The organism is Burkholderia sp. BCC1985 (genome assembly GCF_905339915.1).
Taxonomy (GTDB): domain Bacteria; phylum Pseudomonadota; class Gammaproteobacteria; order Burkholderiales; family Burkholderiaceae; genus Burkholderia.
This window is the reverse complement of the sequence record NZ_CAJPGY010000022.1, coordinates 1-27000: the sequence shown is the minus strand read 5'-3', so window position 1 is coordinate 27000 and position 27000 is coordinate 1. Positions and strand designations below refer to the sequence as shown.

General features: G+C 68.9%; 21 protein-coding genes. 5 read left to right on the top strand and 16 right to left on the bottom strand.

Going from position 1 to position 27000, the window contains the following annotated elements:
- Position 1: 1 nt before the first annotated feature.
- From gshA to U4Z31_RS22390, 3 genes are all read right to left on the bottom strand, one after another.
- The gene (gene gshA / locus U4Z31_RS22400) at positions 2-1291 is read right to left on the bottom strand and encodes a glutamate--cysteine ligase (protein ID WP_044848231.1); all 1290 of its coding nucleotides are present in this window, start codon (positions 1289-1291) and stop codon (positions 2-4) included.
- Positions 1292-1532: 241 nt separating this feature from the next.
- Positions 1533-3050 (bottom strand): ammonium transporter, encoded by a 1518-nt coding sequence (locus tag U4Z31_RS22395; RefSeq protein ID WP_124486541.1) that lies wholly within the window; start codon positions 3048-3050, stop codon positions 1533-1535.
- Between the two features lie 33 nt (positions 3051-3083).
- Complete coding sequence (locus U4Z31_RS22390) at positions 3084-3422, bottom strand: P-II family nitrogen regulator (RefSeq protein ID WP_006398175.1); 339 nt, start codon at positions 3420-3422, stop codon at positions 3084-3086.
- Positions 3423-3787: 365 nt separating this feature from the next.
- Here U4Z31_RS22390 and U4Z31_RS22385 point away from each other — a divergent pair, with 365 nt between their 5' ends.
- The gene (locus U4Z31_RS22385; protein WP_006398174.1) at positions 3788-4039 is read left to right on the top strand and encodes an accessory factor UbiK family protein; all 252 of its coding nucleotides are present in this window, start codon (positions 3788-3790) and stop codon (positions 4037-4039) included.
- Between the two features lie 320 nt (positions 4040-4359).
- Positions 4360-6024 carry a YifB family Mg chelatase-like AAA ATPase gene (locus U4Z31_RS22380; RefSeq protein WP_321811401.1) on the top strand — a complete coding sequence of 555 codons (1665 nt, stop codon included), beginning with the start codon at positions 4360-4362 and terminating at the stop codon, positions 6022-6024.
- 334 nt (positions 6025-6358) lie between these two features.
- Here U4Z31_RS22380 and U4Z31_RS22375 read toward each other — a convergent pair whose 3' ends face one another.
- Positions 6359-6931: a hypothetical protein gene (locus U4Z31_RS22375; protein WP_044846738.1), complete on the bottom strand. Its 573-nt coding sequence runs from the start codon at positions 6929-6931 to the stop codon at positions 6359-6361.
- Between the two features lie 163 nt (positions 6932-7094).
- Between U4Z31_RS22375 and U4Z31_RS22370 the strand changes: the two genes are divergently transcribed.
- On the top strand, positions 7095-7631 hold the full coding sequence (locus U4Z31_RS22370; protein WP_044846739.1) for a peroxiredoxin family protein: 537 nt from the start codon (positions 7095-7097) through the stop codon (positions 7629-7631).
- 103 nt (positions 7632-7734) lie between these two features.
- Here U4Z31_RS22370 and U4Z31_RS22365 read toward each other — a convergent pair whose 3' ends face one another.
- The 9 genes from U4Z31_RS22365 to U4Z31_RS22325 all read right to left on the bottom strand — a co-directional run bounded on the left by U4Z31_RS22365 (position 7735) and on the right by U4Z31_RS22325 (position 20694).
- Positions 7735-9090: a sigma-54 dependent transcriptional regulator gene (locus tag U4Z31_RS22365; protein ID WP_321811400.1), complete on the bottom strand. Its 1356-nt coding sequence runs from the start codon at positions 9088-9090 to the stop codon at positions 7735-7737.
- 72 nt (positions 9091-9162) lie between these two features.
- Entirely contained in the window at positions 9163-11187 is a 2025-nt protein-coding gene (locus U4Z31_RS22360) for a sensor histidine kinase (RefSeq protein ID WP_321811399.1), read from the bottom strand.
- Between the two features lie 4 nt (positions 11188-11191).
- Entirely contained in the window at positions 11192-12481 is a 1290-nt protein-coding gene (locus U4Z31_RS22355) for a dicarboxylate/amino acid:cation symporter (RefSeq protein ID WP_044846742.1), read from the bottom strand.
- Between the two features lie 355 nt (positions 12482-12836).
- On the bottom strand, positions 12837-14522 hold the full coding sequence (gene actP, locus U4Z31_RS22350; protein ID WP_321811398.1) for a cation/acetate symporter ActP: 1686 nt from the start codon (positions 14520-14522) through the stop codon (positions 12837-12839).
- 11 nt (positions 14523-14533) lie between these two features.
- The gene (locus U4Z31_RS22345; RefSeq protein ID WP_014895931.1) at positions 14534-14839 is read right to left on the bottom strand and encodes a DUF485 domain-containing protein; all 306 of its coding nucleotides are present in this window, start codon (positions 14837-14839) and stop codon (positions 14534-14536) included.
- Positions 14840-14936: 97 nt separating this feature from the next.
- The gene (locus U4Z31_RS22340; protein ID WP_321811397.1) at positions 14937-16142 is read right to left on the bottom strand and encodes a CaiB/BaiF CoA-transferase family protein; all 1206 of its coding nucleotides are present in this window, start codon (positions 16140-16142) and stop codon (positions 14937-14939) included.
- A gap of 30 nt (positions 16143-16172) precedes the next feature.
- Complete coding sequence (locus U4Z31_RS22335) at positions 16173-17318, bottom strand: acyl-CoA dehydrogenase (protein ID WP_321800692.1); 1146 nt, start codon at positions 17316-17318, stop codon at positions 16173-16175.
- Positions 17319-17332: 14 nt separating this feature from the next.
- On the bottom strand, positions 17333-18529 hold the full coding sequence (locus tag U4Z31_RS22330) for an acyl-CoA dehydrogenase family protein (RefSeq protein ID WP_321811396.1): 1197 nt from the start codon (positions 18527-18529) through the stop codon (positions 17333-17335).
- A gap of 29 nt (positions 18530-18558) precedes the next feature.
- Positions 18559-20694 (bottom strand): 3-hydroxyacyl-CoA dehydrogenase NAD-binding domain-containing protein, encoded by a 2136-nt coding sequence (locus U4Z31_RS22325; protein ID WP_321811395.1) that lies wholly within the window; start codon positions 20692-20694, stop codon positions 18559-18561.
- 244 nt (positions 20695-20938) lie between these two features.
- Between U4Z31_RS22325 and U4Z31_RS22320 the strand changes: the two genes are divergently transcribed.
- Entirely contained in the window at positions 20939-21901 is a 963-nt protein-coding gene (locus U4Z31_RS22320; RefSeq protein ID WP_124486547.1) for a LysR family transcriptional regulator, read from the top strand.
- A 71-nt stretch (positions 21902-21972) separates the two neighbouring features.
- Positions 21973-23856: a gamma-glutamyltransferase gene (gene ggt, locus U4Z31_RS22315; RefSeq protein ID WP_321811394.1), complete on the top strand. Its 1884-nt coding sequence runs from the start codon at positions 21973-21975 to the stop codon at positions 23854-23856.
- A gap of 50 nt (positions 23857-23906) precedes the next feature.
- Here the strand turns inward: ggt and U4Z31_RS22310 are convergent, their stop codons facing one another.
- From U4Z31_RS22310 to tauA, 3 genes are read right to left on the bottom strand one after another with little or no spacing between them, the layout of a single operon-like run.
- Positions 23907-24872 carry an ABC transporter permease subunit gene (locus U4Z31_RS22310; protein WP_044846749.1) on the bottom strand — a complete coding sequence of 322 codons (966 nt, stop codon included), beginning with the start codon at positions 24870-24872 and terminating at the stop codon, positions 23907-23909.
- The gene (locus U4Z31_RS22305; protein WP_044846750.1) at positions 24872-25669 is read right to left on the bottom strand and encodes a taurine ABC transporter ATP-binding protein; all 798 of its coding nucleotides are present in this window, start codon (positions 25667-25669) and stop codon (positions 24872-24874) included. Before U4Z31_RS22305 ends, U4Z31_RS22310 begins: the two co-directional genes overlap by 1 nt.
- A 28-nt stretch (positions 25670-25697) precedes the next feature.
- Positions 25698-26714, bottom strand: coding sequence for a taurine ABC transporter substrate-binding protein (gene tauA / locus U4Z31_RS22300; protein WP_321811393.1), 1017 nt, complete (start codon positions 26712-26714; stop codon positions 25698-25700).
- Positions 26715-27000 lie beyond the last annotated feature (286 nt).

Here is a 27000-nt window from a genome sequence, read left to right as displayed (position 1 = left end):
GTTACACCTGGATGGCTTCGGGATCGGTCTTTTCCAGTTCGATCGACGACGCGATCAGCGACAGGCGCGCGACGACGCCATACATGTAGAAACGGTTCGGCGGCGCGGCGCCCGGCTTCGCGCCGGCATCCGGCAGCGCGGTGTGCTCGAAGCCGAGCGGCACGTAGTGCATGCCGGGCGCGTTCAGGTTCTGGTCGCGCTCGCGGCCGCCGTGCGTGCGGTAGAAACCGCCGACCACGTAGCGGTCGATCATGTACACGACCGGCTCGGCCACTTCGTCGCCGACGCGCTCGAACGTGTAGACGCCTTCCTGGACGATCACGTCGCGCACCGCGAGCCCGGCCTTCGACTCGGCCATCTGCGCGCGCTCGGCCTTCGACATGCGGCCGATCTCGGCCGCGTCGTGCACGGTCATCACGCCGCGCCCGGCGGTGCCCGCGTCGGCCTTCACGACGACGTATGGCTTTTCGCTGATGCCGTATTCGCGGTACTTGCGCGCGATCTTCTTCAGCACGCCGTCGATCGCGTCGGCGAGCGCCTGCTCGCCTTCATGCGCCTGCCAGTCGACGCCTTCGACGTGCGCGAAATACGGATTCACCATCCACGGATCGACGCCGACCATCTTCGCGAACTTCTTCGCGACGTCGTCGTAGCACGAGAAGTGCGTCGACTTGCGGCGCACGGCCCAGCCCGCGTGCAACGGCGGCAGCAGGTACTGCTCGTGCAGGTTCTCCAGCACGGCGGGAATCCCGGCCGACAGGTCGTTGTTCAGCAGGATCGAGCACGGATCGAAATTCTTCAGGCCGAGGCGGCGCTGCGAACGCTCGAGCGGTTCGAGCACGATCTTCTGGCCGTCGGCCAGCGTGATCGGCGTCATGTCGGTGATGCTCGGGTCGAGCGAGCCGAAGCGCACGTTCAGGCCGGCCTGGCGCATGATCGTCGCGAGCCGCGCGACGTTTTCCAGGTAGAACGCGTTGCGGGTCGGCAGCTCCGGAATCACGAGCAGGTTCTTCGCGTCCGGGCAGATCTTCTCGATCGCGGCCATCGCGGCCTGGACGGCGAGCGGCAGCACTTCGGACGGCAGATTATTGAACGCGCCGGGGAACAGGTTCGCGTCGACGGGCGCCAGCTTGAAACCGGCGTTGCGCAGGTCCACCGAACAATAGAACGGCGGGGTGTGTTCCTGCCATTCGAGCCTGAACCAGCGTTCGATCGCAGGCGTCGCGTCGAGGATCTTCTGCTCGAGCTCGAGCAGCGGACCGTTCAACGCGGTAACGAGGTGGGGAACCATGAATCACTCGCGAGCGGGAGAATGAAGATTGTAGAGCAATTGCCTTGCCCATTTGGGGATTGTTCCCGGCTTCACAAGGATATGGAGGAAGTTTTCGGCTATTGACCCGATAGCGTGAAGGGTTATGCGCTACGGCAGCACGCGGCAGGAGAAAAAAAGCCCGCCGGGTGGCGGGCCGAAGTCGCTGCGCTCATTCGTGGCGGGCGCCGTCTGCGCGGCGGCCCGCCGTCATCCTTGTGACTTATTCGACATGTTCGCCGTGCAGGATCACGTCGAGGCCCTCGCGCTCTTCCTCTTCGGACACGCGCAGGCCAATCGTCAGGTCGATCAGCTTCAGCAGCACGAAGCTCAGCACGCCGCTGTAGACCAGCGTGATCAGCACGCCCTTCGCCTGCAGCAGCAGGCTGCCGTCGGCGCCGCCGATGTCCTTGACCGCGAACACGCCCGTCAGCAGCGCGCCGAGAATCCCGCCAATGCCGTGCACGCCGAACGCGTCGAGCGAATCGTCGTAGCCGAGCTTCGACTTGAGCCACGTGGCCGACCAGAAGCAGATCACGCCCGCCGCGATACCGATCACGAGCGCACCGGCGACGCCGACGAAGCCGGCAGCCGGCGTGATCGCCACGAGACCCGCGACCGCGCCCGACACGATGCCGAGCACCGACGGCTTGCCCTTCGCGACCCATTCCGCAAACATCCAGCCGAGCGCCGCGCAGGCGGTCGCCACTTGCGTGGTCAGCATCGCGAAGCCGGCACGGCCGTCGGCCGCGACCGCGGAGCCCGCGTTGAAGCCGAACCAGCCGACCCACAGCATCGAGCCACCGATCATCGTCAGCACCAGGTTGTGCGGCGCCATCGATTCGCGGCCGTAGCCGACGCGCTTGCCGAGCACGAGGCACGACACGAGGCCTGCGATACCGGCGTTGATGTGCACCACCGTGCCGCCCGCGAAGTCGAGCACGCCGTCGGCCGACAGCCAGCCGGTCGGCTCCCACACCATGTGCGCGATCGGCACATAGACGATCAGCGACCAGAGCGTCATGAACACGAGCATCGCCGAGAACTTCATGCGATCAGCGAACGCGCCGCAGATCAGCGCCGGCGTGATGATCGCGAACGTCATCTGGTAGACGAAGTAGACCGATTCCGGAATCGTCGTCGCGAGATGGCTGACGGTCAGCGTGGTCGCCTTGTCGCCCTTGATGTAGTTCATGCCGTGCAGGAACACGCGCGACAGGCCGCCGATGAAGCCGTTGCCCGGCGTGAACGCGAGGCTGTAGCCCACCACCGTCCACAGCACCGTGATCGCGGCGGTGATCGCGAAGCTCTGCATCACGGTCGCGAGCACGTTCTTCTTGCGGACCATGCCCGCATAGAACAGTGCGAGGCCGGGGATCGTCATGAACAGCACGAGCGCGGTGGACGTCAGCATCCACGCGGTGTCGCCGGCACTGATCTTCGACGAATCGACGGAGAACGGCTCGGTCGGCGCGGCGGGTGCGGCCGGCGCGGACGCGGCGGCGGCGGCCGATGCGTCGGAGGCGGCGCCCGAAGCGGGTGCGGCGGCAGCGGCAGGTGCCGATGCGTCGGTGGCGGCCGGCGCCGAAGCGGCGGGAGCCGCGGCTGCCGATGCATCGGACGCCGTGGCGGCGGGCGCGGACGCTGCCGCGGCGGAGGCCGCGTCGTCGGCGAGCGCGGGACCGACGCCAGCCGCGATCAGCGAGCCAGCCATCAGCAGGGACATCAGAAGTTTGCGCATCTCGGGTTTCCTCTTGTCGCTTGTCTTGGTCTGTTACAGCGCGTCTGCGCCGGTCTCCCCGGTCCTGATCCGGATCACTTGCTCGATCGGCGTGACGAAGATCTTTCCGTCGCCGATCTTGCCGGTGCGGGCCGCACGCTCGATCGCCTCGACCGCCTGGTCGACGAGATCGTCGGACACGGCCGCCTCGATCTTCATCTTCGGCAGGAAATCGACCACGTATTCGGCGCCCCGGTACAGCTCGGTGTGCCCCTTCTGGCGCCCGAACCCTTTCACCTCAGTGACCGTGATGCCCGAGACGCCGAGCGCGGAGAGCGCTTCGCGCGTCTCATCGAGCTTGAACGGCTTGATGATTGCGGTAATCAGTTTCATGGAGTCCTCTCGCAGGTTGATCCCGTCGAATTGGTTGGAATGGTGTGACCGTCTCTCCTCAGCAACTCGCATGCCATGTTCGCGCGAGCACCGCCTCGAACGGCTCCGAGACGGGGTTGCATCGGGTGCTGAAAGGTACGGAAAGATGCGGAAGCCCGGCCGAATGGCCAACGTGGCCCAGGTTTGCTGGCGCGCCGAAAGGATCATTGCTAGAGTGCACGCACGTCCCGGATCTCCGGGCCATTCACCCATGCGGGCGCCATGCCCGGAATTCGCGCCGCGCGCGCACCATTTCCGGTCATGCGTGCATCATGGGCACGTACGCAACTGAAGATGCACACTTTTTGTGCAAGGAAGGAAATCTCATGAAGCAACCCAGCGATGTTTTCAACGACCTGCAGTCGCGCGTCAGCGACCTGCTGAAAAACTCGCCGGCCAAGGATGTCGAGCGCAACGTGAAGGCCATGCTGTCGCAAGGCTTCTCGAAGCTCGATCTCGTCACGCGCGAGGAGTTCGACACGCAGGCACAGGTGCTCGCCCGCACCCGCGTGCGTCTCGAGGAACTCGAGAAGCGCGTCGCGGAACTCGAGCAGAAGCTCGCAGCGTCCCAGGCCTGACGCCCAACCCGACCGACAGGTCCGGGCGCGGGCCGCCTCGTGCGGCCCGCGCCTGACATCCGAAGTCGGCCGGTCAGCCGTTCCGTCGTTCCTCGCAATCCCCCGCTCTTCGCTGTTCCTCGCTCTTCGCTGTTCCTCGCTCTTCGCTCTTCGCTCTTCGCTCTTCGCTCTTCGCTCTTCGCTGTTTGTAGCGCTTCGCTGTTCGTCGTTCCTCGTTCTTTTCCGCGCCACGCCGGCAAGCGCGCACCGATTCCTCCGATTCCCGCGGCATGCGGCCCGAATGGCCGTTGCCCGTCCGATTCATTTAAAGGAGCCTCGCCATGTCGCTCGCCGTGGTGCGCAGTCGCGCGCCGGCGGCCGGCCGCGCGCCGGACGTCACCGTCGAAGTCCATCTTGCCAACGGATTGCCGTCGTTCTCGATCGTCGGCCTGCCCGATCTCGAAGTCCGCGAAAGCCGCGAGCGCGTGCGCGCCGCGCTGCAGAACTGCGGATTCGACTTCCCCGTCAGGCGCATCACCGTCAATCTCGCGCCGGCCGACCTGCCGAAGGAGTCCGGCCGCTTCGACCTGCCGATCGCGCTCGGCATCCTCGCAGCGAACGGCCAGCTCCCGGCCGACGCGCTGGCCGGCCGCGAATTCGCGGGCGAACTGTCGCTGACCGGCGCGCTGCGGCCGATGCGGGGCGCGTTCGCGATGGCGTGCGGCGCGGCACGGGACTGGCGCGTCGCGGCGACTGGAGCGGGCTTCGGGTCCTGCGCCGCGCAGACCGGATCCGGCTTCGGGCCCGCCGCCGCGGGGCCCGGCGCGGGCTTCGGGTCTCGCGCCGCGGCCGTCGCGCCGTCCGGGCCGGCGGCCGCAGCCCGTCCGCCCGAGCTGTACCTGCCGCTCGACAGCGCGGCCGAGGCCGCGCTGGTGCCCGGTGTCACCGTGTTCGGCGCGCCCGACCTGCCCGCGCTGTGCGCGCACCTGGCCGGTACGCCGGATGCGCGGCTCGCACCGGTCGAGGCGCCCGGCCTCGACGGCGTGCCGGCGCCGGCGGCCCCCGATCTCGCGGACGTCGTCGGCCAGCGCGGCGCCCGGCGCGCGCTCGAAGTCGCCGCCGCGGGCGGGCACCACATGCTGATGATCGGGCCGCCCGGCGCCGGCAAGTCGATGCTCGCCGCGCGCCTGCCCGGCCTCCTGCCGCCGCTGACCGACGACGAGGCGCTGGCGTCGGCCGCGCTCCTTTCCGCAAGCCGCATCGGCTTCTCGCCCGCGCACTGGCGGCGGCGCCCGTTCCGCGCGCCGCACCACTCGTCGAGCGCCGCCGCGCTGGTCGGCGGCCGCAACCCGCCGCAGCCGGGCGAGATCACGCTCGCGCACCTCGGCGTACTGTTTCTCGACGAGTTACCCGAATTCGACCGGCACGTGCTGGAGATGCTGCGCGAGCCGCTGGAAGTCGGCCGCATCACGATCTCGCGCGCGGCGCAGCAGGCCGACTTCCCTGCCGCGTGCCAGCTGATCGCCGCGATGAATCCGTGCCCGTGCGGCTGGCATGGCGATCCGTCCGGGCGCTGCCGCTGCACCCCTGAGCTCGCCACGCGCTATCTGCGCAAGCTGTCGGGGCCGTTGCTCGACCGCATCGACATCCAGATCGACCTGCCCGCGCTATCGCCGGCCGAACTCGCGTCGCGCGCGACGGCGCCCGGCGAGCCGAGCACCGCGGTCGCCGCGCGGGTCGCCCGGGCGCGTGCGCTGCAGCTCGACCGGCAGGGCAAGACCAATCACATGCTGAGCGGGCGCGAGACCGACGACCTGTGCCGGCCGACCGACGACGGCGAGCGGCTGCTGCGCGAGGCCGGCGAGCGCTTCGGCTGGTCGGCACGTGCGTATTTCCGCGTGTTGAAGGTCGCACGGACGATCGCCGACCTGGCCGGCGATCCGTTGCCGACGGCCGCGCAGATCGCCGAGGCGATCCGCTACCGGCGTGCGCTCACGGCGCTGTGAATGCCCGCGGAGGACAAAATATGACTGTCAAGACTTGACTTATGCACAATTTCACGAATCCGGCCCCTGATCACCCGGCGCGGGCACCTCTTCGTCATGAGATTCGTATCCCTTTGTTTTTATTGATTTTTCCGAAATGGATGGCCAACCGTCAAATGCGCCGGAAGGCCGTCCGGCGCGGCTTTGCGGGCGATTCGGTCAACTTTTCAACAAAGTTATCCACATGCGCTGTGGATAGTCGAAAAATCCCCGCAAAATCCGGCGATTAGCGTCGAAAGCTGCGAATGAACTTTCAATTGTCATGAAGTGTCTGAGCACCCTCGCCGGCCGCTGTTCAGTCGAGTTTGAACGAGCCGAAAAACTGGTCGAGCTGCTCCTGCGCGAGCGGCCCGTCGGCGATCGCGACGGCCTGGTACGCGTGCCGGCCGCGCGCCACGAGCCGCGCGACGATCGTCTTGCGCGAGCGGTCGCCGCCGCTCGCCGCACCCGCGATGCGCAGCTCGAGCCCGTTCACCGCGCCGCCGGCCGCGAGCGGCACCGGCACCGAGGCCGTCTGCGGCACGCCTTCGAGATTGCGCGACAGCCCGGAACGCAGGAACTCGAGCGCCGCGCGGCGCGTGTCGTCGCGGTCGTCGGGCAGCGTCAGCGTGCCGACCGCGAATACCGCGCCGTCGACGTGCGCGGCCTGCATCCGCATCGGCATCGACGCGCCGCCGACCGCCACCGGCTGGTTCTCGACGGTCGGCTTCGCCGGCAGGTCGATCGTGTAGCCGGCGTCGTTGTGCAGCGTACGCCAGTCATATGACGGCGAGCACGCGGCCAGCGCCGCGCTCACGCACGCGAGCGCGGCGAAGTGTCGCAGCGGACGAAAAAGGGGGCGCAACGAATCGATGACTTCCTTCGGCATGGCAGTGATGGGGACAGGCAAAAGGCCCATTATCCGCCGAAGCCGACACCCGGGATGTGTGGCGGCCGCCGGTGCGTGCGCCGCATTCGCGCTAAAATAACCGCCGAATTTCGACGTCCTTTGCATCGACCCGCGTCATCGACCGACTCCGAGAGCACCGCAGATGAACACCACGCCTCCCGCCCAGCGCCGCACCGGCCCCGCCCGCTATATCGTCGCGGCCGTCGTCGTCGCGGCCATCGCCGTTGCCGGCTTCTTCGCGTTCAACGGCAAGTCCACCGTGCCGGACGCCACGTTCACGCTGCTGTCCGGTCAGAAGGTGTCGACGGCTGGCGACCTGAAGGGCAAGGTCTACCTCGTGAACTTCTGGGCGACGAGCTGCGCGACCTGCATGCAGGAAATGCCGCAGATGGTCGATACCTACAATCGCTTCAAGGGTCAGGGGCTGGAGTTCGTCGCGGTCGCGATGAACTACGATCCGCCGATGTACGTCGCGAACTATGCGCAGACGCGCCAGCTGCCGTTCAAGGTCGCACTCGACGACGGCAGCGTCGCGAAGCAGTTCGGCAACGTGCAGCTCACGCCGACCACCTTCGTCGTCGACAAGGACGGCAAGATCCTGAAGCGCTACGTCGGCGCCCCGCAATTCGCCGAACTCGACGCGCTGCTCAAGAAGGCGCTCGACGGCAACGCGGCCTGAGCGCCGCCTCCGCACGACACGACGCGCAGGGCCGCCCGCCGCGCCCTGCTCCACATGACGGACCGCACGACCGGCCAGCCCGGTTCCGCGGTCCGTCTCTTTTTCAGCGCTCGGTTTCGCCTTTCGCCGACAGCCCGTAGCGCTTCATCTTCTCGTACAGCGTCGCCTTGCCGACATGCAGCCGGTCGGCGGTCGCGGCAACCGCGCCGCCCGTCTGGTTCAACGCCTCGGCAATCACCGCGCGCTCGAACTGCTCGATGCGCTCCTTCAGCGTCTGGTCGCTTTCCGCGTCGCCGCCGTTCGCGCCGCCTTCCTGCGGCATGTCGGCGACGCCGAGCACGAAGCGGTCGGCCGCGTTGCGCAGCTCGCGCACGTTGCCGGGCCAGTCGCGCTGCATCAGGCTCGCGCGCTGCCGGTCGGTCAGCACGGGGGCCGGCCGCCCGTAGCGCACGGCCGCGTCGAGCATGAAGTGCTCGAATAGCGGCACGATGTCCTCGCGGCGCTCGGCGAGCGGCGGCAGCGCGATCGTCACGACGTTGAGCCGGTACAGCAGGTCGCGCCGGAACGTGCCGGCCGCGACGAGTTCGCTCATGTCGCCTTTCGCGGCCGCGACGACGCGGCAGTTCACGCGGATCGGCTGATTCGAGCCGAGCCGCTCGAGCACGCCGTCCTGCAGCACGCGCAGGAGCTTCACCTGCAGCGCGAGCGGCATGCTTTCGATTTCGTCGAGGAACAGCGTGCCGCCGGACGCATATTCGAGCTTGCCGACGCGGCGCTTCGCGGCGCCGGTGAACGCGCCGGGCTCGTAGCCGAACATCTCCGACTCGAACATCGGCTCGGGCAGCGCGCCGCAGTTCACCGCGATGAACGGCTTGTCGCGGCGCGGCGACAGCTCGTGCAGGCTGCGCGCGATCAGTTCCTTGCCGGCGCCCGTGTCGCCGTTGATCAGCACCGATGCGTCGGTGGGCGCGACGTTCGCGATCAGCTTGCGCACCTGTTCGATCGCCGGACTGCGGCCGATGATGCGCGGCGCGACGATGTTCTGGCCTGCCAGCTCGCGCCGCAGCGCATGGTTCTCGAGCACGAGCTCGCGCCGCTCGAGCGCGCGGCGCACCGTCTCGATCAGCCGCTCGGCCGCGAACGGCTTTTCGATGAAGTCGTACGCGCCGTCGCGCATCGCCTGCACGGCCATCGAGATGTCGCCGTGGCCGGTGACGAGGATCACGGGCACATCGGGTACGCGCTCGCGGCACTGCGCGAGCAGGTCGAGCCCGCTTGCGCCGGGCAGCCGGATGTCGCTGACGATCGCGCCGGCGGTTTCCGCGACGATCGCCTTGTCGGCCGCCTCGGCCGATTCGAACCCGACGACGTCGAACCCGGCGAGCTGGAGGCTCTGCACGCTCGCCCGGCGAACGAGCGCATCGTCTTCGATATAGATCACTTGCAGCCGGTTGGCCATCGTAGTCACTTGCTCCTGACAGACCGCGCGGCGGTGGTGCGCGCGGCTCTCGTTGATGCGGTCGTGCGGTGCCTAGCGCGAGCCCGCCGGCTCGGACACGGCGTCCGGATGATGCGTGCGCGCGCGTCGCAGCGTCAAGACGAACAGCGCGCCGCCGGACGGCGCATTGCGCGCGGTCAGCGCGCCGCCCGCGTCGCTCGCGATCGACGACGAGATCGCGAGCCCAAGCCCGAGCCCGCGCCCCATTTCCTTGGTCGTGAAGAACGGTTCGAACAGCCGCGGCAGCAGCTCGGGCGCGATGCCGGAGCCGTTGTCGCGCACCTCGACCGCGAGCGTCGCGACCGACACCGCGATCGTCACTTCGATCGCCGGCGCGGCGACGCCCGCGACCGCGTCGAGCGCGTTGCCGAGCAGGTTGATCAGCACCTGTTCGAGGCGCAGGTCCTCGCAGCGGGCGACGAGTTCCGGATAGTCGCGCGCCAGGTCGAGTGGCGCATCCTGCGCGGACGACACCGTCGCATCCTGCAGCGTCAGCGTGAGCGCGACGCCGCGCAGCCGGTCGCCGAGCAGCGACAGCACGCTGCGCAGCGCGCGCACGACGAGCGCCTGTTCGTTCCGCGGCTTCGCGCGGCCGACGAACAGCTTAAGCTGGTTGGTGATCTTGCCCATCCGCTCGGTCAGCGCGGCGATCGCCTCGAGGTTCTCGCGCGCGGCCGCCTGCTCGCCGCGATCGAGCAGCACGCGCGTGTTGTCCGAGAAGCTGCGCAACGCCGCGAGCGGCTGGTTCAGTTCATGCGTGATGCCGGCCGCCATCTGGCCGAGCGCGGCGAGCTTGCTCGCCTGGATCAGTTCGTCGTGCGCGGCGCGCAATTCCTGCTCCGCGCGGATCCGGTCGCCGACTTCCTTCTGCAATTGCTCGTTCGCTTCCGACAGGTCGGCCGTGCGCTCCTCGACGCGCCGGTTCAGCTCCGCATACGCCTGCTGCAGCAGCGCGCGGCCGCGGATCATCTCGCGCACGCGCGCGCGGCGCATGCGCCAGTAGAACGCGAGCAACGCGACCGACACGAAGCCGAAGCCCGTGACGATCGTCGCGTTGCGCGCGTCGGCGTCGATGGGCGCGATCGGCGCGAGCGTGACGAGCAGCCAGTCGGGCTCGCCGATCCGCCGCTTGCTGGCGAGGAAACGCGGCGCGCGCAGGCCAGGGCCTACGCCGGCCGCACCGAGGCGCACGATCTCCGCATCGGCGCCGAGCACCTGCTCGACGCGCAGCGGCAGCGGCGTGACGGGCTGCTGCGCGTACTGGCGCGTCTCGTAGATCGACGCGGCGACGGGCCCCGTCAGCGGATGCAGCGTGTGGTACTTCCAGGCGGGCACGGACGACAGGAACACGACGCCGTGATCGTCCGCGACGACGAGCGGCTCGGACGCATCGGCGCCCTGGAACCATTCGAGATTGAGCTTCACGACGACGACGCCCGCGATCCTGCCGTCGCGCCACACCGGCTGCGAGATGTAGTAGCCGGGGTCGCGCGAGATCGTGCCGATCGCGAAGAAGCGGCCGACCCGGCCGTTCATCGCGTCGATGAAATACGGACGAAACTGGTATCCGGTCCCGACGAAGCTGTCCGGCGCGCGCCAGTTGCTGGCGGCGACGCACAGGCCGTCCGCGCCGATCACGTAGGTGACGGTCGCGTGCGCGTGTTCGTTGAGGTCTTCGAGATAGCGGTTCGCGCGCGCGGTGAAATCGGCGCGCTTCGGCTCGGCGAGCAGGTCCAGCACGTACGGATGGCTGCCGAGCAGATAAGGCAGCGATTCGTAGCGGTCGAGCGTGCTCTTGAGCGCGTTGGTGGTGCGGTCGACCCGCACCGCGGCGTTGCGCTGCAGCTCGGCGACGCCGCGCTGCCACGTGATGGTCCACGTCAGCGCGCACGCCGCCGCGAGCGCGGCGGCAAGCACGACGAGGATGAGCAGGCGGCGCTTCACGGACGTGACTTCCTGGCGATGCGGATCGCCTATTGTGTCATAGGGCGCCTCGTCGCTGCCCCGGCCGCCGCGCGGCGCACCGCCCGCGGGCGGTGCCGCCGCCTGCTCCTTCATGACGTCAGACGCCGGCCGTCTCGGTCGGCGTGACCTCGCCGCCGCCCTTCAGCGCCTGGCGCAGCTTGTTGCGGTCGAGTTCCTTCTCCCAGGCCGACACGACGACCGTCGCGACGCCGTTGCCGACGATGTTGGTCAGCGCGCGGCATTCGCTCATGAAGCGGTCGATGCCGAGGATCAGCACCATGCCCGACAGCGGGATCGTCGGCACGACGGCGAGCGTCGCGGCGAGCGTGATGAAGCCCGCGCCCGTGACGCCGCTCGCGCCCTTCGACGTCAGCATCGCGACCGCGAGCAGCGTGAGCTGCTGCATCCACGTCAGTTCGATGTTGGTCGCCTGCGCGATGAACAGCACGGCCATCGTCATGTAGATGTTGGTGCCGTCGAGGTTGAACGAATAGCCGGTCGGCACGACGAGGCCGACGACCGAACGCGAGCAGCCGGCCTTCTCGAGCTTTTCCATCAGTTGCGGCAGCGCGGCTTCCGACGAGCTCGTGCCGAGCACGATCAGCAGCTCTTCCTTGATGTACGACACGAAGCGGATGATCGAGAAGCCCGTGAAGCGCGCGATCGCGCCGAGCACGACCAGCACGAACACGACCGACGTCAGGTAGAACGTGCCGATCAGCTTGAGCAGCGGCACCAGCGAGCCGACGCCGTACTTGCCGATCGTGAACGCCATCGCGCCGAACGCGCCGATCGGCGCCAGCTTCGTGACGATGTGCACGATGCCGAACAGCACGCGCGTGAGGCCGTCGATGAAGTCGGTCACGACCTTGCCGCGCTCGCCGAGGTGCGCGAGCACGCTGCCGAACAGCAGCGCGATCAGCAGGATCTGCAGGATTTCACCCTGCGCGAACGCATCGACCATCGTGTTCGGGATGATGTGCATCAGGAAGTCGACCGTCGACTGCCCGTGCGCCTTCGCCGCGTACGATGCGACTTCCTTGCCGTTCAGCGTCGCCGGATCGATGTTGAAGCCGACGCCGGGACGCAGGATGTGCGTGGCCGCGAGGCCGAGCAGCAGCGCGAAGGTCGACACGATCTCGAAGTACAGCAGCGCCTTGCCGCCGACGCGGCCGACCTTCTTCATGTCCTCCATGCCGGCGATGCCGGTGACGACCGTACAGAAGATGATCGGTCCGATCACCATCTTGATCAGCTTGATGAAGCCGTCGCCGAGCGGTTTCATCTCGGTGGCGAGCGACGGATAGAAGTGGCCGAGGATCACGCCGACGATGATGGCGAAGATCACCTGCACATAGAGCACTTTGTAGAAGGGTTTCTTCTTCACGATGGTTCCTGCTGAAGTAGATGAGCCGGTGGAAACGGCGTCACGCGCGCAGGCGAATGTCTCAGGGGAGAAGGCATTCGCCCGCGCGGCTGCCGTGCCGCAACAAGCGATGCCTCAGGACATCCGGAGGGGGAGGAAGGCATTGGTCATCGATTGTCTCCTTGGTTTAATAGTCAGGCCGGGGGGATGGCCGTGCTTTTCATATTGCAAGGTCGATGCCAGGTTTCCGGAACCCCTCAAGCCGTTGTTTTCATTGTATTTCTCATAATGCGGCAGGCAAGGAAATCCGGGATTCCGGATTTCCGGAAAATATCCGTCCGGCGATCCGGACGGAGCGATCGTTTCATCAGACGAATCAATGCTGCACGGCTTCACCGGCCAGCACGCCCGTCTGCGCATAGAACTCCTGCTGCGCGAACGCGTCGCGCTCGCGACGCGCGCGCTCGTCGCGGTCCGCGAACGAGCCGACGACGATCCCGACGAACGCGAGCGGCACCGACACGAGCGCCGGGTTGTCGAGGAACACCGGCGCGTGCGCGTGGTGCAGCACGTCGACCCACACCGACTTCGACAGCACCGTCAGCGCCACCGCCGACGCGAGGCCGAGGCCGCCGCCGAGCACCGCGCCGCGCGTCGTCATCCCGCGCCAGAAGATCGACATCACGAGCACCGGGAAATTGGCGCTGGCGGCCACCGCCGCGACGAGGCCGACCATGAACGCGACGTTGACGTGCTCGAACAGGATCGACAGCGCGATCGCGACCGCGGACAAGCCGATCGTCGCCGCGCGCGAGATGCGCATTTCCAGCCGCTCGTCGGGCTTGCCGCGCGCCCACATCTGCGCATACAGGTCGTGCGAGATCGTGGTCGCGCCGGCAAGCGTCAGCCCGGCGACCACCGCGAGGATCGTCGCGAACGTGACGGCCGCGATGAAGCCGTAGAACCAGTTGCCGCCGACCGCCTGCGCGAGCTTCACCGCGACGATGTTCGAGCCGCCGAGCAGGTCGTGCGTCAGGTTGAAGGTGCCGTTCGCGCCGAGCCGGAAGAATTCCGGATGCTGCGCGAGCAGCACGATCGCCGAGAAGCCGATCACGAACGTCAGCAGATAGAAATAGCCGATGAAGCCGGTCGCGTAGAGCACCGACTTGCGCGCTTCCTTCGCGTTCGGCACCGTGAAGAAGCGCATCAGGATGTGCGGGAAGCCGGCCGTGCCGAACATCAGCGCGATGCCGAGCGACAGCGCGTTGGCCGGATCGCGGATCAGCTTGCCGGGCCCCATGATCGACAGCGCGCCCGGATGCACGGCCACCGCGCGACGGAACATCTCATCGACGCTGAAGCCGAACTCGGCGAGCGCGAGCAACGCGACCAGCGTTGCGCCGCACAGCAGCAGCACGGCCTTGATCACCTGCACCCAGGTGGTCGCGGTCATTCCGCCGAAGAACACGTAGACGACCATCAGCACGCCGACGATCAGCTCGGCCGTGCCGTACGACAGCCCGAACAGCAGCTGGATCAGCTTGCCCGCGCCGACCATCTGCACGACCAGGTACAGCACGACGATCGTCAGCGCGTTCGCGGACGTCAGGAGCCGGATCGGCCGCTGCGCGAAGCGGTACGCGACCACGTCGACGAACGTGAACTTGCCGAGGTTGCGCAGCGGCTCGGCGATCAGGAACATCACGAACGGCCAGCCGACCAGGAAGCCGATCGAGTAGATCAGCCCGTCGAAGCCGAACATGAACACCATCCCGGAGAGCCCGAGGAACGATGCGGCCGACATGTAGTCGCCCGCGATCGCGAGCCCGTTCTGCAGCCCGGTGATGCCACCGCCGGCCGTGTAGAAGTCGCGCGTCGAACGCGTGCGGCGCGCGGCCCAGCGCGTGAGCGCGAGCGTCGCGAACACGAACGCGAAGAACATCGCGATCGCCACCGGGTTCAGCTCGACCTTGTCGGGCATCGGGCCTGCGACACCGGTCGCGTGCACGGTGGAGGAAACGAGAACGGCCAGCGCGCCGAGCGCGCTCGAAGTGCGTCGCATGTCGGCCTCCGTCACGAACGCTGCAGGATCGCGTCGACGCGGCGGTCGAACGCACGGTTCGCGCGCAGCACGTAGCACGCGGTCAGGCCGATCGCGACCAGGATGATCGCGACGCCCGCGGCGATCCCGACCGTGGTCGTCGCGCCGCGGTACAGCGGCGCCGCAAGCACGTGCGGCGCGAGCGCGACGAGCAGGATGAAGCCGTAGTACGTGGCGATCATCAGTGCCGTGAGCGTGAAGCTGAAGCGGCGCCGTGCGCGCACGAGCTGCTGGTAGTCACGGCGCGCCGTGACCGATTCGATGACGGAAAGCTCCATGGTGTCTCCAATGTCTCCTCGTCGTTTCGCGAGAAGTGTCTTGTGGATGGCCGGCGCGCCAATCGATCCGCCCGCGCCGTGGCGGCACGTCAATGCGTTACACGACGCGATCCGCGCGCAGTCGCGCGACCTCGTCGGCCGACATCCCGAGCCAGCCGCCAAGCACCGCGTCCGTATCCGCGCCGAGCACCGGCGGCGCGCCGCGCACCGGCAGTCGCGCACCGTCGAAGCGATACGGCGGCGCGAGCACGTCGACGCCGCCCGCGACCGGGTGCGGCTGCCGCGTGACGAGCCCCGCCCGGGTCGCGCGCTCGGAGGTCAGCGCCTCGTGCAGCCCGAGCACTTCGCCGCACGGAATGCCGCCGGCGGCGAGCGCCGCGAGCAGCGTCGCGCGCGGCCGCCGCGCGAGTTCGCCGCGAATCTCCGGCAGCAGCGCGGCGCGGTTCTCCGAGCGGCCGAGGTTGGTCTTGTAGCGTTCGTCCGCGGCGAGGTCGGGCCGCTCGATCGCCTCGCAGAAACGCGCGAACTGCGGGTTGTTGCCGACCGTGATCACGAGCGGGCCGTCGGCCGCGTCGAACACGCCGTACGGCACGATCGACGGATGCGCATTGCCGTAGCGCGGCGGATCCTCGCCCATCAGCAGTGCATCGAGCCCGTAGTACGCGGTGATCATCAGCCCGCAGTCGAACAGCGCCATCTCGATGCGCCGCCCGCGCCCCGTCGCATGACGCTCGTACAGCGCGGCGAGGACCGCCTGCGCCGAATACATGCCGGTGAACAGGTCGACCGCCGCGACACCGAATTTCAGCGGCGGCTGGCCGGCCTCGCCGTTCAGCGCCATCAGCCCGGCCTCGCCCTGCACGACGAGGTCGTAGCCGGGCCGCGCGGCTTCCGGGCCCGAGCGGTCGTAGCCGGAAATCGCGCAATGCACGAGCCGCGGATTGAGCGCGGCCAGCGCGTCGTAGCCGAGCCCGAGTTTTTCCGCGCCGCCGAACTTGAAGTTGTGCAGCACCACGTCGGCCTGCGCGGCCAGCTCGCGCGCGAGCCGCCGCCCTTCGTCGGTCTGCAGGTCGAGACAGATCGAGCGCTTGCTTCGGTTCACGCTGTTGAAGTAGGTCGTTTCGGTGTCGCCGATCCGCAAGCCCCAGTCGCGCGTGTCGTCGCCGCGCGCCGGATGCTCGACCTTGATCACTTCCGCGCCGAAATCGGCAAGCACCATCGCGCACCACGGGCCTGCCAGCACGCGCGAGAAATCGAGCACCTTCACGCCGGCCAGCGGCAACGCGCGCGATTCGTTCGTCATCCTTGTCTCCTCCATTCGCGTCGTTCGTCTTTATTGTTTCGACAGCGCGATGTAGCGCGCGAGATGGTGATCCTCGTCGCCGAGCTGGTGATCGATCATCACGAGCCGCTTCGCGTAATGCGACAGCGGCAGCTCCCACGTCATCCCGATCCCGCCGTGCAGCTGGATGCTCTCCTCGGCGACCAGCGTGCCGATCCGGCCGATGGTGTACTTGGCCGCCGCGAGCGCGCGTTCGCGCACCGCGCGCGGCGCATCGAGCTGCGCGGCCGCGTTGATCACCGCCGAGCGCGCCTGCTCGACTTCGAGCAGCAGGTCGGCCATCCGGTGCTGCAGCGCCTGGAAGCTGCCGATCGGCATGCCGAACTGCTTGCGCGTGCGCAGGTAGTCGAGCGTCGCTTCCTTCGCGACGTCCATCGCGCCGAGCGCCTCCGCCGACAGCGCGAGCAGCCCGTAGCCGAGCACGCGTTCGAGCAATGCGGCGCCTGCTTCGTCGTCTTGCGTTTCCGGCACGCCGAGCGCCGCATCGCCCGGCAGCACGACGCGCTCGAAGCGCACCTCGGCCGCGCGGCCGCCGTCGATCTTCTTGTAGTCCCGCAGCGACACGCCCGGCGCGTCGGCCGGCACGACGAACAGGCCGATGCCGGCCGCGTCGTCGTCCTGACCGGACACGCGCGCGCTGACGACGAAGAACGCCGCCTGCGCGGCCTGGTCGACGACGCCCTTCGCGCCCGTCAGCACCCAGCCGTCGCCGGCACGCTCGGCGCGCGTGCGCACGGTCGTCAGTTCGTAGTGCGAGCCCGGCTCGTCGTGCGCGAACGCGGCGCTCGCGCTGCCGTCGATCAGCGCGGCCAGCCGCGCGCGATGCGCGTCGCCGCCGGCCAGCGCCAGCGCGCGACCCGCGAGCAGCGTGCCGAGGAACGGCTCGACCACGAGCCCGCGGCCGAGGCATTCGAACACCACGGCGATGTCGAAACCCGCGCCGCCGAAGCCGCCATCGGCTTCGGCAAACAGCGCGCCGACCGCGCCGAGCTCGGCGAAGCGCCGCCACATCGCGCGATCGAAGCCTTCGGCCGATTGCGCGATGCGGTCGCGCACCGGGAACGCGTACCGTTCGGCGATGAAGCGGTTCAACGTGTCCGCCAGCATCCGGCGGTCTTCTGTGTGCTGGAAATCCATCGTCGCGTCCCTCGTTACAGCCCGAGCATCATCTTCGCGATGATGTTCTTCTGGATCTCGTTCGAGCCGCCGAAGATCGACAGCTTGCGGTTGTTGAAGTACTGCTGCGCGGCGCTCGCGGCTTCGTCCGGGCCGACCGGCTCGCCGTCGTAATCGGCATCGAGCGCTGCGTCGACGAACGGCTGCGCGTACGGCCCCATCGCGCGGCGCATCAGCGCGGTGATCTCCTGGCGGATCTGCGTGCCGCGGATCTTCAGCATCGAGCTTTCCGCGCCCGGCACGCCGCCGCCCGCGACCGCCGCCAGCACGCGCAGGTTGGTCGTGCGCATGTTCTCGAGTTCGATCTCGACGCGGGCGATGCGCGCCGCGAAGAACGGATCGTCGGCGAGCGGCCGGCCGTTCTTCGTGACCTTCGCGGCCACCGCGCGCAGCCGCTCGAGCGCGGCCGTCGAGAAGCCGATCCCGGCGATGTTGGTGCGCTCGTACGTGAGCAGGTATTTCGCGCAGGTCCAGCCGCGGTTCTCTTCGCCGACGAGGTTCGCCACGGGCACGCGCACGTCGGTGAAGAACACTTCGTTCACTTCGTGCTCGCCGTCGAGCGTGATGATCGGGCGCACCTCGACGCCCGGCGTGTTCATGTCGATCAGCAGGAAGCTGATGCCCTCCTGCTTGCGCACGTCGGTTGCGGTGCGCACGAGGCAGAAGATCATGTTCGCGTAGTGGCCGAGCGTGGTCCACGTCTTCTGGCCGTTCACGACGTAGAGATCGCCATCGCGCACCGCGCTCGTCTTCACCGATGCGAGGTCGGAACCGGCGCCCGGCTCCGAATAGCCCTGGCACCACCAGTCGGTGCCGTCGAGAATGCGCGGCAGCCAGTGGCGCTGCTGCGCTTCGCTGCCGTACTTGATCAGCACGGGCCCAAGCATGTTGACGCCGAACGGCACGATGCGCGGCGCGCCGGCGAGCGCGCATTCGTTGTCGAACAGGAACTTCTGCGCGACGCTCCAGCCGGGGCCGCCGTATTCGCGCGGCCAGTGGCTCGCGAGCCAGCCGCGGGCGTTCAGGATTGCGTGCCATTCGCGCATGTCGTCGCGCGTCAGGTGCAGGCCGCCCTTCACCTTGCGCGCGGTGCGCGCGGGCAGTTCGGCGGCGAGGAAGCGCTGCACTTCGGTGCGGAACGCTTCCTCTTCGGGAGTGAAATTGAGGTCCATCGTGGGTCCGTTGCGAATGCGGTGGGCGTTCAGTCGATACGGTTCAGGCTCGCGAAATCCGCGCCGCGCCCGACCAGCTCGACGAGCAGCGGCGACGGTTTCCAGAACAGCGGATCCTCCTGCGCGAACGCGCGGATGTCGGCGAGCACGTTCGCGAGGCCGACGGTGTCCGCGTAGTGCATCGGGCCGCCGCGATGGCGCGGGAAGCCGTAGCCGTACAGGAACACCGCGTCGACGTCGAGCGGGCGCAGCGCGATCTTCTCGTGCACGACGTTCGCGCCTTCGTTGATCATCGCGGCAAGGTAGCGGCGCAGGATTTCGTCGTCGGTGAACGCGCGCGGCGTGATGCCCTTCTTCGCACGCTCCTGCGCGACGATCGCCTCGACTTCCGGGTCCGGCGCGCCGACCCGCGCGCCGTCCGGATACAGGTAGTAGCCGCGCCCCGTCTTCTGGCCGAACCAGCCGCGCTCGCACAGCCGGTCGGAAATCTCCACGTAGCGCGCGCGCGGGTCGCGCGTGGCCGCACGGCGCTTGCGGGTCGCCCAGCCGATGTCGCCGCCCGCGAGGTCGACGACCTGGAACGGCCCCATCGGGAAGCCGAATTCGCGCACCGCGCGATCGATCTGGTACGGCGACGCGCCGTCTTCCATCAGGTAGTCGGCCGCGGTGCGATAGACGGCGAGGATCCGGTTGCCGATGAAGCCGTCGCACACGCCGGCGCGCACCGGTGTCTTTTTCAGCTGTTTGGCCAGCGCGAATGCGGTCGCAACGACGTCATCGGCGACGCGCGCCGGCACGACGATCTCGAGCAGCTTCATCACGTTCGCCGGCGAGAAGAAATGCAGGCCGATCACGTCGGCCGGCCGGTCGATGCCGGCCGCCAGCTCGTCGATGTCGAGATACGACGTGTTGGTCGCGAGCACCGCGCCCGGCTTGCACGCGCGCGCGAGCTCGGCGAACACCGCCTTTTTCACGGCCATGTCCTCGAACACCGCCTCGATCACGACGTCGGCCTGCGCGAGCGCGTCGTACGACGTGCTGCCCTTGAAGCGCGCGAGACGCGCCGCGTGCGCGGCCGGCGTCATCCGCCCCTTCGCGACGAGCCCGTCGTACACCTTCTCGACATGCGCGCGGCCGCGCGCGAGCGACGCTTCGTCGCGTTCGATCATCGTCACCGGCAACCCGGCGTCGAGTGCCGCGACCGCGATGCCCGCGCCCATCGTGCCGCCGCCGACCACGCCGATCCGCTCGACCGGGCGCGCGCTCGCGCGGCGCGCCTCGGGCGCCTTCGCGGCCTCGCGTTCCGCGAAGAACGCGTGCACGAGGCCCGCGCGCTGCGGGCTGTCGAGGCATTGCAGGAACAGGCTGCGTTCGAGCTTCATCCCCGCGTCGAACGACAGCGTGAGCGCGGCCTCGACCGCGTCGACGATCTTCGCCGGCGAGAACAGGCCGCGCGACTTCTTCGGCAACTCGGCGCGCGCCGCGTCGATCGCGGCCTGCGCGGCCGCGCGGTCGGCGAGGCCCTGCGCATCGCGGGTGCGCCGAGCCGGCGCGCCGAGCGACACGAGTTCCTGCGCATAGGCGAGACCTTCGGCGAGCGTGTCGTCGCTGTGCGCGACGCGATCGACGAGGCCGAGCGCGAGCGCTTCGTCGGCGCTCGCGTGACGCCCCGTCAGCATCAGGTCGAGCGCGGCCTGCGCGCCGATCAGACGCGGCGCGCGCTGCGTGCCGCCCGCGCCGGGCAGCAGGCCGAGCGTGACTTCGGGCAACCCGAGCTTCGCGCCGGGCACCGCGAGCCGGTAATGCGCGGCGAGCGCGACTTCGAGGCCGCCGCCGAGCGTCGCGCCGTGCAGCGCCACCACGACCGGCTTCGCGCTCGACTCGATCCGCTCGCAGACGTCGGGCAGCGACGGCGGCACGGGCGGCTTGCCGAATTCGCGGATGTCGGCGCCCGCGATGAAGTTGCGGCCGGCGCCGACGATCAGCACCGCGCGGATCGCGGCGTCGGTCTGCGCGGCGTCGAGCGCGTCGGCGAGGCCGCGCCGCACGTCGGCGGACAGCGCGTTGACGGGCGGATGGTCGATCGTGACGACGAGCACCTTGTCGCGCCGTTCGCGCGTGACGGTGCCGGTCTGGGCGGGTTCGGGGGAAGCGGTTGAATTCATCGTGTCTCCATTGCGGTGCGCCATGCGGGCGGGACCGGTCGCCGGGCCGGCGAGCGGCGCCGCTTCCCGATCCCGCGCGGCGGGAAACGATCCGGCGCATGTGCCGGGCATGACTCGATTCTCGATTGATCGAGATTCATTGACAATTCCCGCTCGACTTTACAAGCTGTCAAGTCTGACTTGACATTGAATGCTTTCGGACCGCTTCGGGTCCTTAAGCGGGACGGATCAGGAGACACCGGGCATGGACCTGAACGCGCTGACGCTGCTCGTCGAGATCCTCGACGCGGGCAACCTGAGCAAGGCCGCGCAGCGGCTTAAGATGAGCCGCGCGAACGTCAGCTACCGGCTGAACCAGCTCGAGCGCTCGATCGGCCAGCAGCTCGTGCGCCGCACGACGCGCCGCATCGAGCCGACCGAAATCGGGCTGAAGCTGTACGAGCACGGCCGGCGCATCCGCAACGAGCTGCTCGCCGCGCAGGAATCGGTGACGACGCTCGGCCAGGACCTGCAGGGCCGCGTGCGGCTGTCGGTGCCGAGCGGCTACGGGCAGATGGTGATGTCCGACTGGCTGCTCGCGTTCAAGCGGCTGCATCCGGGCATCGTGCTCGACGTGGTGTTCGAGAATCGCGTGGAGGACCTGATGCGCGACGAAGTCGACATCGCGATCCGCGTGATGTCCGAGCCGCCGCAGAACCTCGTCGCGCGCGACATGGGCGCGGTGCGCTACGTCGCGTGCGCGTCGCCCGCGTTCGCGGCCGCGCACGGGATGCCCGCGAGCCTCGGCGCGCTGGCCGCCGCGCCGGTCGTCACTGCGACGGTACTGGGCCGGCAGCTGCGGATCGCGGCGTACCTCGGCGACGAACGCCACGAGGTGCTGCTCGAGCCCACGCTGATTTCGGAGAACTTCCTGTTCTTGCGCCAGGCGATCCTCGCCGGGATCGGCGTCGGCATCGTGCCCGACTACGTGATGCAGGACGACATGCGGCGCGGCACGGTCGTCACGTCGCTCGACGCGTATCGTCTCAGCATCTTCGGCACGCACATGTACATGCTCTACATGCCGAACCGGCACCACACGCGCGCGACCGCGACGTTCATAGAGTTCATCCTCGAACAGGCCGGAAAGGCCGGCCGGGGCGGGCCCGGCGGGATGCGTCAGGGTTTCCTGTCGGATGACAATCCGCCGGCCGCACGGCGACAATAGCGCGCCGTCCGTGCGGAGCGCGTGCCGCGCACACGCCGCCTCCTTCGAATTCACTGTTGCCGAGGGTTTCAATGTTCGACCGGATCCGTCCGCATTCGCGTCCCCGGACGCTCGTCGCCACGCTCGCGCTTGTCGCGCTCGCCACGTTCGGCGCCGGCTGCACATCGCCGTCCGCGCCGTCGGGCGCCGTCGTCCCGGTCGCTGCCGCATCGGGCGCCGCGGTGCCGCTGCCCGGCGTTCACGCACCCGAACTGTCGTCCGGCTGGACCGACAAGCCGGGCTGGACCTCGCAGCGCTTCATGATCGCGGCCGCGAACCCGCTCGCCACGCAGGCCGGCTACGAGATGCTGAAGGCCGGCGGCACCGCGATCGACGCGGCAATCGCCACGCAGATGGTGCTCGCGCTCGTCGAGCCGCAATCGTCGGGGCTCGGCGGCGGCGCGTTCATGCTGTACTTCGACGGCCGTGCGACGCAGGCGTACGACGGCCGCGAGACCGCGCCGGCCGCCGCGACCGACCGGCTGTTCTACGGCCCGACCGGCCAGCCGATGGGCTTCTACGAAGGTGTCGTGGGCGGCCGTTCGGTCGGCACGCCGGGCGTGCTGCGGATGCTCGACGCCGCGCACCGCGCGCACGGCAAGCTGCCGTGGCGCCGGCTGTTCCAGCCCGCGATCCGGCTCGCCGAGCACGGCTTCACGATCAGCCCGCGCCTCGCGATGCTGATCGCGAACGACAAGTACCTGATGAACGACCCGGCCGCGCGTGCGTACTTCTACAACAAGGACGGCACGCCGAAGGCGGCCGGCACGGTGCTGAAGAACCCCGCGCTCGCGACCGTGCTGCGCCAGGTCGCCGATCGCGGCGCGAATGCGTTCTACACCGGCGCGATCGCGCGCGACATCGTCACGAAGGTGCGCAAGCACCCGACCAATCCGGGCCTGCTGTCGCTGCAGGATCTCGCGCGCTACAAGGCGAAGGTGCGCGCGCCGCTGTGCACCGACTACCGGCGCTCGGTGGTGTGCGGGATGCCGCCGCCGTCATCGGGCGGCCTCGCGATCGCGCAGATGCTCGGCATTCTCGAGGCGATGCCCGACTGGCAGCAGATCGGCGCGCAGAAGCCGGTGCGCAACGAAGTCGGCTACGAGCCGACGCCGTTCGCCGCGCACCTGTTCAGCGAAGCGGGACGCCTCGCGTATGCGGACCGTGCGCGCTACGTCGCCGATCCGGATTTCGCGCCGCTGCCGGGCGGCAGCTGGGCGAGCCTCGTCGACCGGGCCTATCTCGCGCAGCGCGCGCGCCTGATCGGCGACACGAGCATGGGCGTCGCGCAGGCCGGCACGCCGCAGGGCGCGACGCTCGCGCTGGCCGACGACCGCAGCCCCGAATTGCCGTCGACGTCCGACATCGCGATCGTCGACCGCTACGGCCAGGCGCTGTCGATGACGACCAGCGTCGAGGACGCGTTCGGTTCGCGGCTGATGGTGCGCGGGTTCATGTTGAACAACCAGTTGACCGATTTCTCGTTCGTGTCGAACGAGAACGGGCGGCCGGTCGCGAACCGCGTGCAGCCGGGCAAGCGGCCGCGCTCGGCGATGTCGCCCGAGCTCGTGTTCGACCAGAAGACGAAGCAGGTGACGATGATCGTCGGCTCGGCCGGCGGCCCCGCGATCATCAATCACGTCGCGAAGACGATGATCGGCGTGCTCGACTGGGGGATGACGATGCAGCAGGCGATCGCGCTGCCGAACGTCGGGTCGATGAACGGGCCGACGCAGCTCGAACGCGGCCGCGTGTCGGACGCGCTCGTCGACGGGTTGAAAGGGCGCGGGCACGACGTGCGGGTCGTCGAGATGAATTCGGGACTGCAGGGGATCCAGCGGCTGAACGTGCAGGGGCAGACGGTGTGGTTCGGCGGGGCCGACCCGCGGCGGGAAGGCGTCGCGATGGGCGAATGACACGACCGGCACGGGCGGCGCGCATGCCGCCCGCGGGCCTCATCCGGGCATCACCCGCGGCCCTTCCACGGCACTACCCGCCGCTCGACCCACCGCATTGCGAGATCGAACAGCCACGCGATCGCGCCGATGATCAGGATCCCCATCACGACGAGATCGGTACGCAGGAAGCTCGACGCGTTGAGCACCATCTGCCCGAGCCCGGCCGTCGCGGCGACCATTTCGGCCGCGACCAGCGTCGTCCAGCCGAACCCGATCGCGATCCGCAACCCGGTGAGGATTTCCGGCAGCGCGGCCGGCAGCACGACATGCCGCACGATCTGCGCGAAGCTGCCGCCGAGCGAATACGCGGCGTTGATCTGCTCGACGGTTGCCGCGCGCACGCCGGCACGGGCGGCCATCGCGATCGGCGCGAAGCATGCGAGGAAGATCACGACGAGCTTCGCCGTCTCGTCGATGCCGAACCAGATCACGACGAGCGGCAGATACGCGAGCGGCGGCAGCGGCCGGTAGAACTCCAGCAGCGGATCGAGCACGCCGCGCGCGATGCGGCTCACGCCCATCAGGATGCCGGCCGGCACGCCGATCGCAGTGGCGAACACGAAGGCGCCGAACACGCGCGCGGCGCTCCACAACAAATGCTCCGACAACGGCAGGCCGCCCTGGATGCGGCCATGCCACGCGTCGACGAACGCGGCCCATACCGCTTCCGGCGCCGGCAGGAACAGCGGCGGCAGCCACTGCCGGTGCGTCGCGACCCACCACAGCACGGCCAGCGCCGCGACCGTCGCCGCGCTGAGCGCGGCCGTCCTGCCCTGCCCCGGCAACCGGTAACGATGCGATGCGCGAGCCGGACGCACCGCGTGACGCCGTTGCGTCGCGCGTTGATCCTGCCCGACCTCCGCGGCCGCTCGATCGGCTGCCAACGAATCCTGCGTGCTCATGTCGTCCTGCCTGTGCAAAGTACTGATCCGGCCGCGCCCGACGGACGCGCCCTGTCGCGCGAACTCATGCATCACGCGCGCTCCGCCACCGCCTCGTCGCGATGCAGATACGCGATCAGCCGCTCGCGCCACGCGATGAATTCCGGCGACGACTTCACCGCACGCGCATCGCGCGATTCGACGTAGCGCCGCGCGAACGGCAGTTCGAACGTTTCCGCGATGCGGCCGGGGCCGGGCGTCATCACGACGAGACGCGTCGCGAGGAACAGCGCCTCCTCGACGTCGTGCGTGATGAAGAACACCGTCTTGCCGGTGCGTGCCCACACGTCGAGCACGAGCGCCTGCATCGTGCCGCGCGTCATCGCGTCGAGCGCGCCCATCGGCTCGTCCATCAGCAGCACGCGCGGATCGCTCGCGAGCGCACGCGCGATGCCGACGCGCTGCTGCATCCCGCCCGACAGCTCGTACACGCGCGCGTGCGCATGCTTGTCGAGCCCGACCAGCGCGAGCATCTCCCGCGCCCGCGCTTCGCGTTCGGCCTTCGACACGCGTGCGAAGCGCAGCCCGAGCGCGACGTTCTCGAGCACGTCGAGCCACGGCAGCAACGCGTATTTCTGGAACACGACGCCGCGATCGGCGCCGGGGCCCGTGACCGGCACGCCGTCGACGCGCACGTCGCCGGTCGTCGGCGCGACGAAGCCGGCCATGCAGTTCAGCAGCGTCGTCTTTCCGCACCCGGACGCGCCGAGCGCGACGACGAATTCACCGGCTTCGATGCGCAGGTCGACGCGCGCGAGCGCCTGCGTCGTCGGCCGGCCGCGTTCGCCGGGATAGTCGACCGATACCTGACGGACTTCCAGCGTGCTCATGCTCGGGACTCCGCGATGATCGCCGCGTTCAGCGCGCGGCCTTCTGCACGAACTGCGGATCGACGCCGACCGAATAGTCGGCGAGCACCGTCTGGATCGTGCCCTGCGATTTCAGGAACGCGGCGGTGGCCGCGAGCGACTTCGCGGCGCCGGACTGCGCACCGCCGCCGAGCCACGTCGGCGACGCCTGCTCGGCCGGCGTCGGAAACGCGTAGAGCGCGAGGCTCGCGGGCACGTCCTGCGCGTCCGCGCCCGATACCTTCGCGACCGCCGCGACCTGCGGCGAGCCGACCTTCCACGCCGCCGCATGCGCGCGGTAGTCGGCGTCGGCGGCCGCGAGCACCTTCACGAAGCGCGCGACGAACTCGGGGTTTTCGCGCGCGAACTTGCGGCTCACGACGAAGCCGTCGAAGGTCGCCTTGCCACTTTCTTTCGCAACCTTGCCGGACGTCGTCAGCACGGTGCCCGACTGCTTGACCTTCGCGAGCACCGGATCCCAGATGTAGGTCGCGTCGATGTCGCCGCGCGTCCACGCGGCCGCGACCTCGGGCGGACGCAGGTTGACGATCTTCACGTCGTTCGGGTTCACGCCGGCGGCCTGCAGCGCGACGAGCGTATGGAAATGCGACGTCGACACGAACGGCACGCCGATCTTCCTGCCCTTCAGCGCGGCGACGCTGGTCACGCCCGAACCGTTGCGCGCGACGAGCGCCTCGGCGTCGTTGATGTTGTCGAGCACCCAGAACAGCGAGATGTCGAGCCCCTGCGACAGGCCGGCCGCGATCGGGCTGGAACCGGCCTCGCCGAGCTGCACGGAGCCCGACGCGAGCGCGCGGATCACGTCGGCGCCGCTGTCGAGCTTGCGGAACGTGACCTTGTAGCCGGTCGCCTTTTCGACTTCACCGCTCGCCTGCGCATAGCGCCACGGCACGACCATGTCCTGGTACGCGATCACGACCTCGCGCGATTCGGCGTGCGCCGCGCCCAGCGCGGCAAAGGCGGTCAGCGCGACGACGGCGCGGCGGACGAAGCTGAAACGGGACATGCGGCTCTCCTTCGGAATGCGGACATTGCTGCGGGAGAGCCGACTTTACGAGCTTTGCGCGCGGCGGGAGCGAACTTATCCTGCGAAGCTATCGATGCCGTTTCAGCTTTGCTTTCCATGCTCGACCGGATTGCGTGTCCGGTCGGGTGACGATTGCCGTGCGCATGCGCGGATGGCCGCCGCGCCAACGAAAAAGCCCGCATCGCTGCGGGCTTTTTTCGACTGCGCGAGACAATCGCGGCATCGCGACGCTCAGACCACCCCGGCCCCATGCGCCTGCAGATCG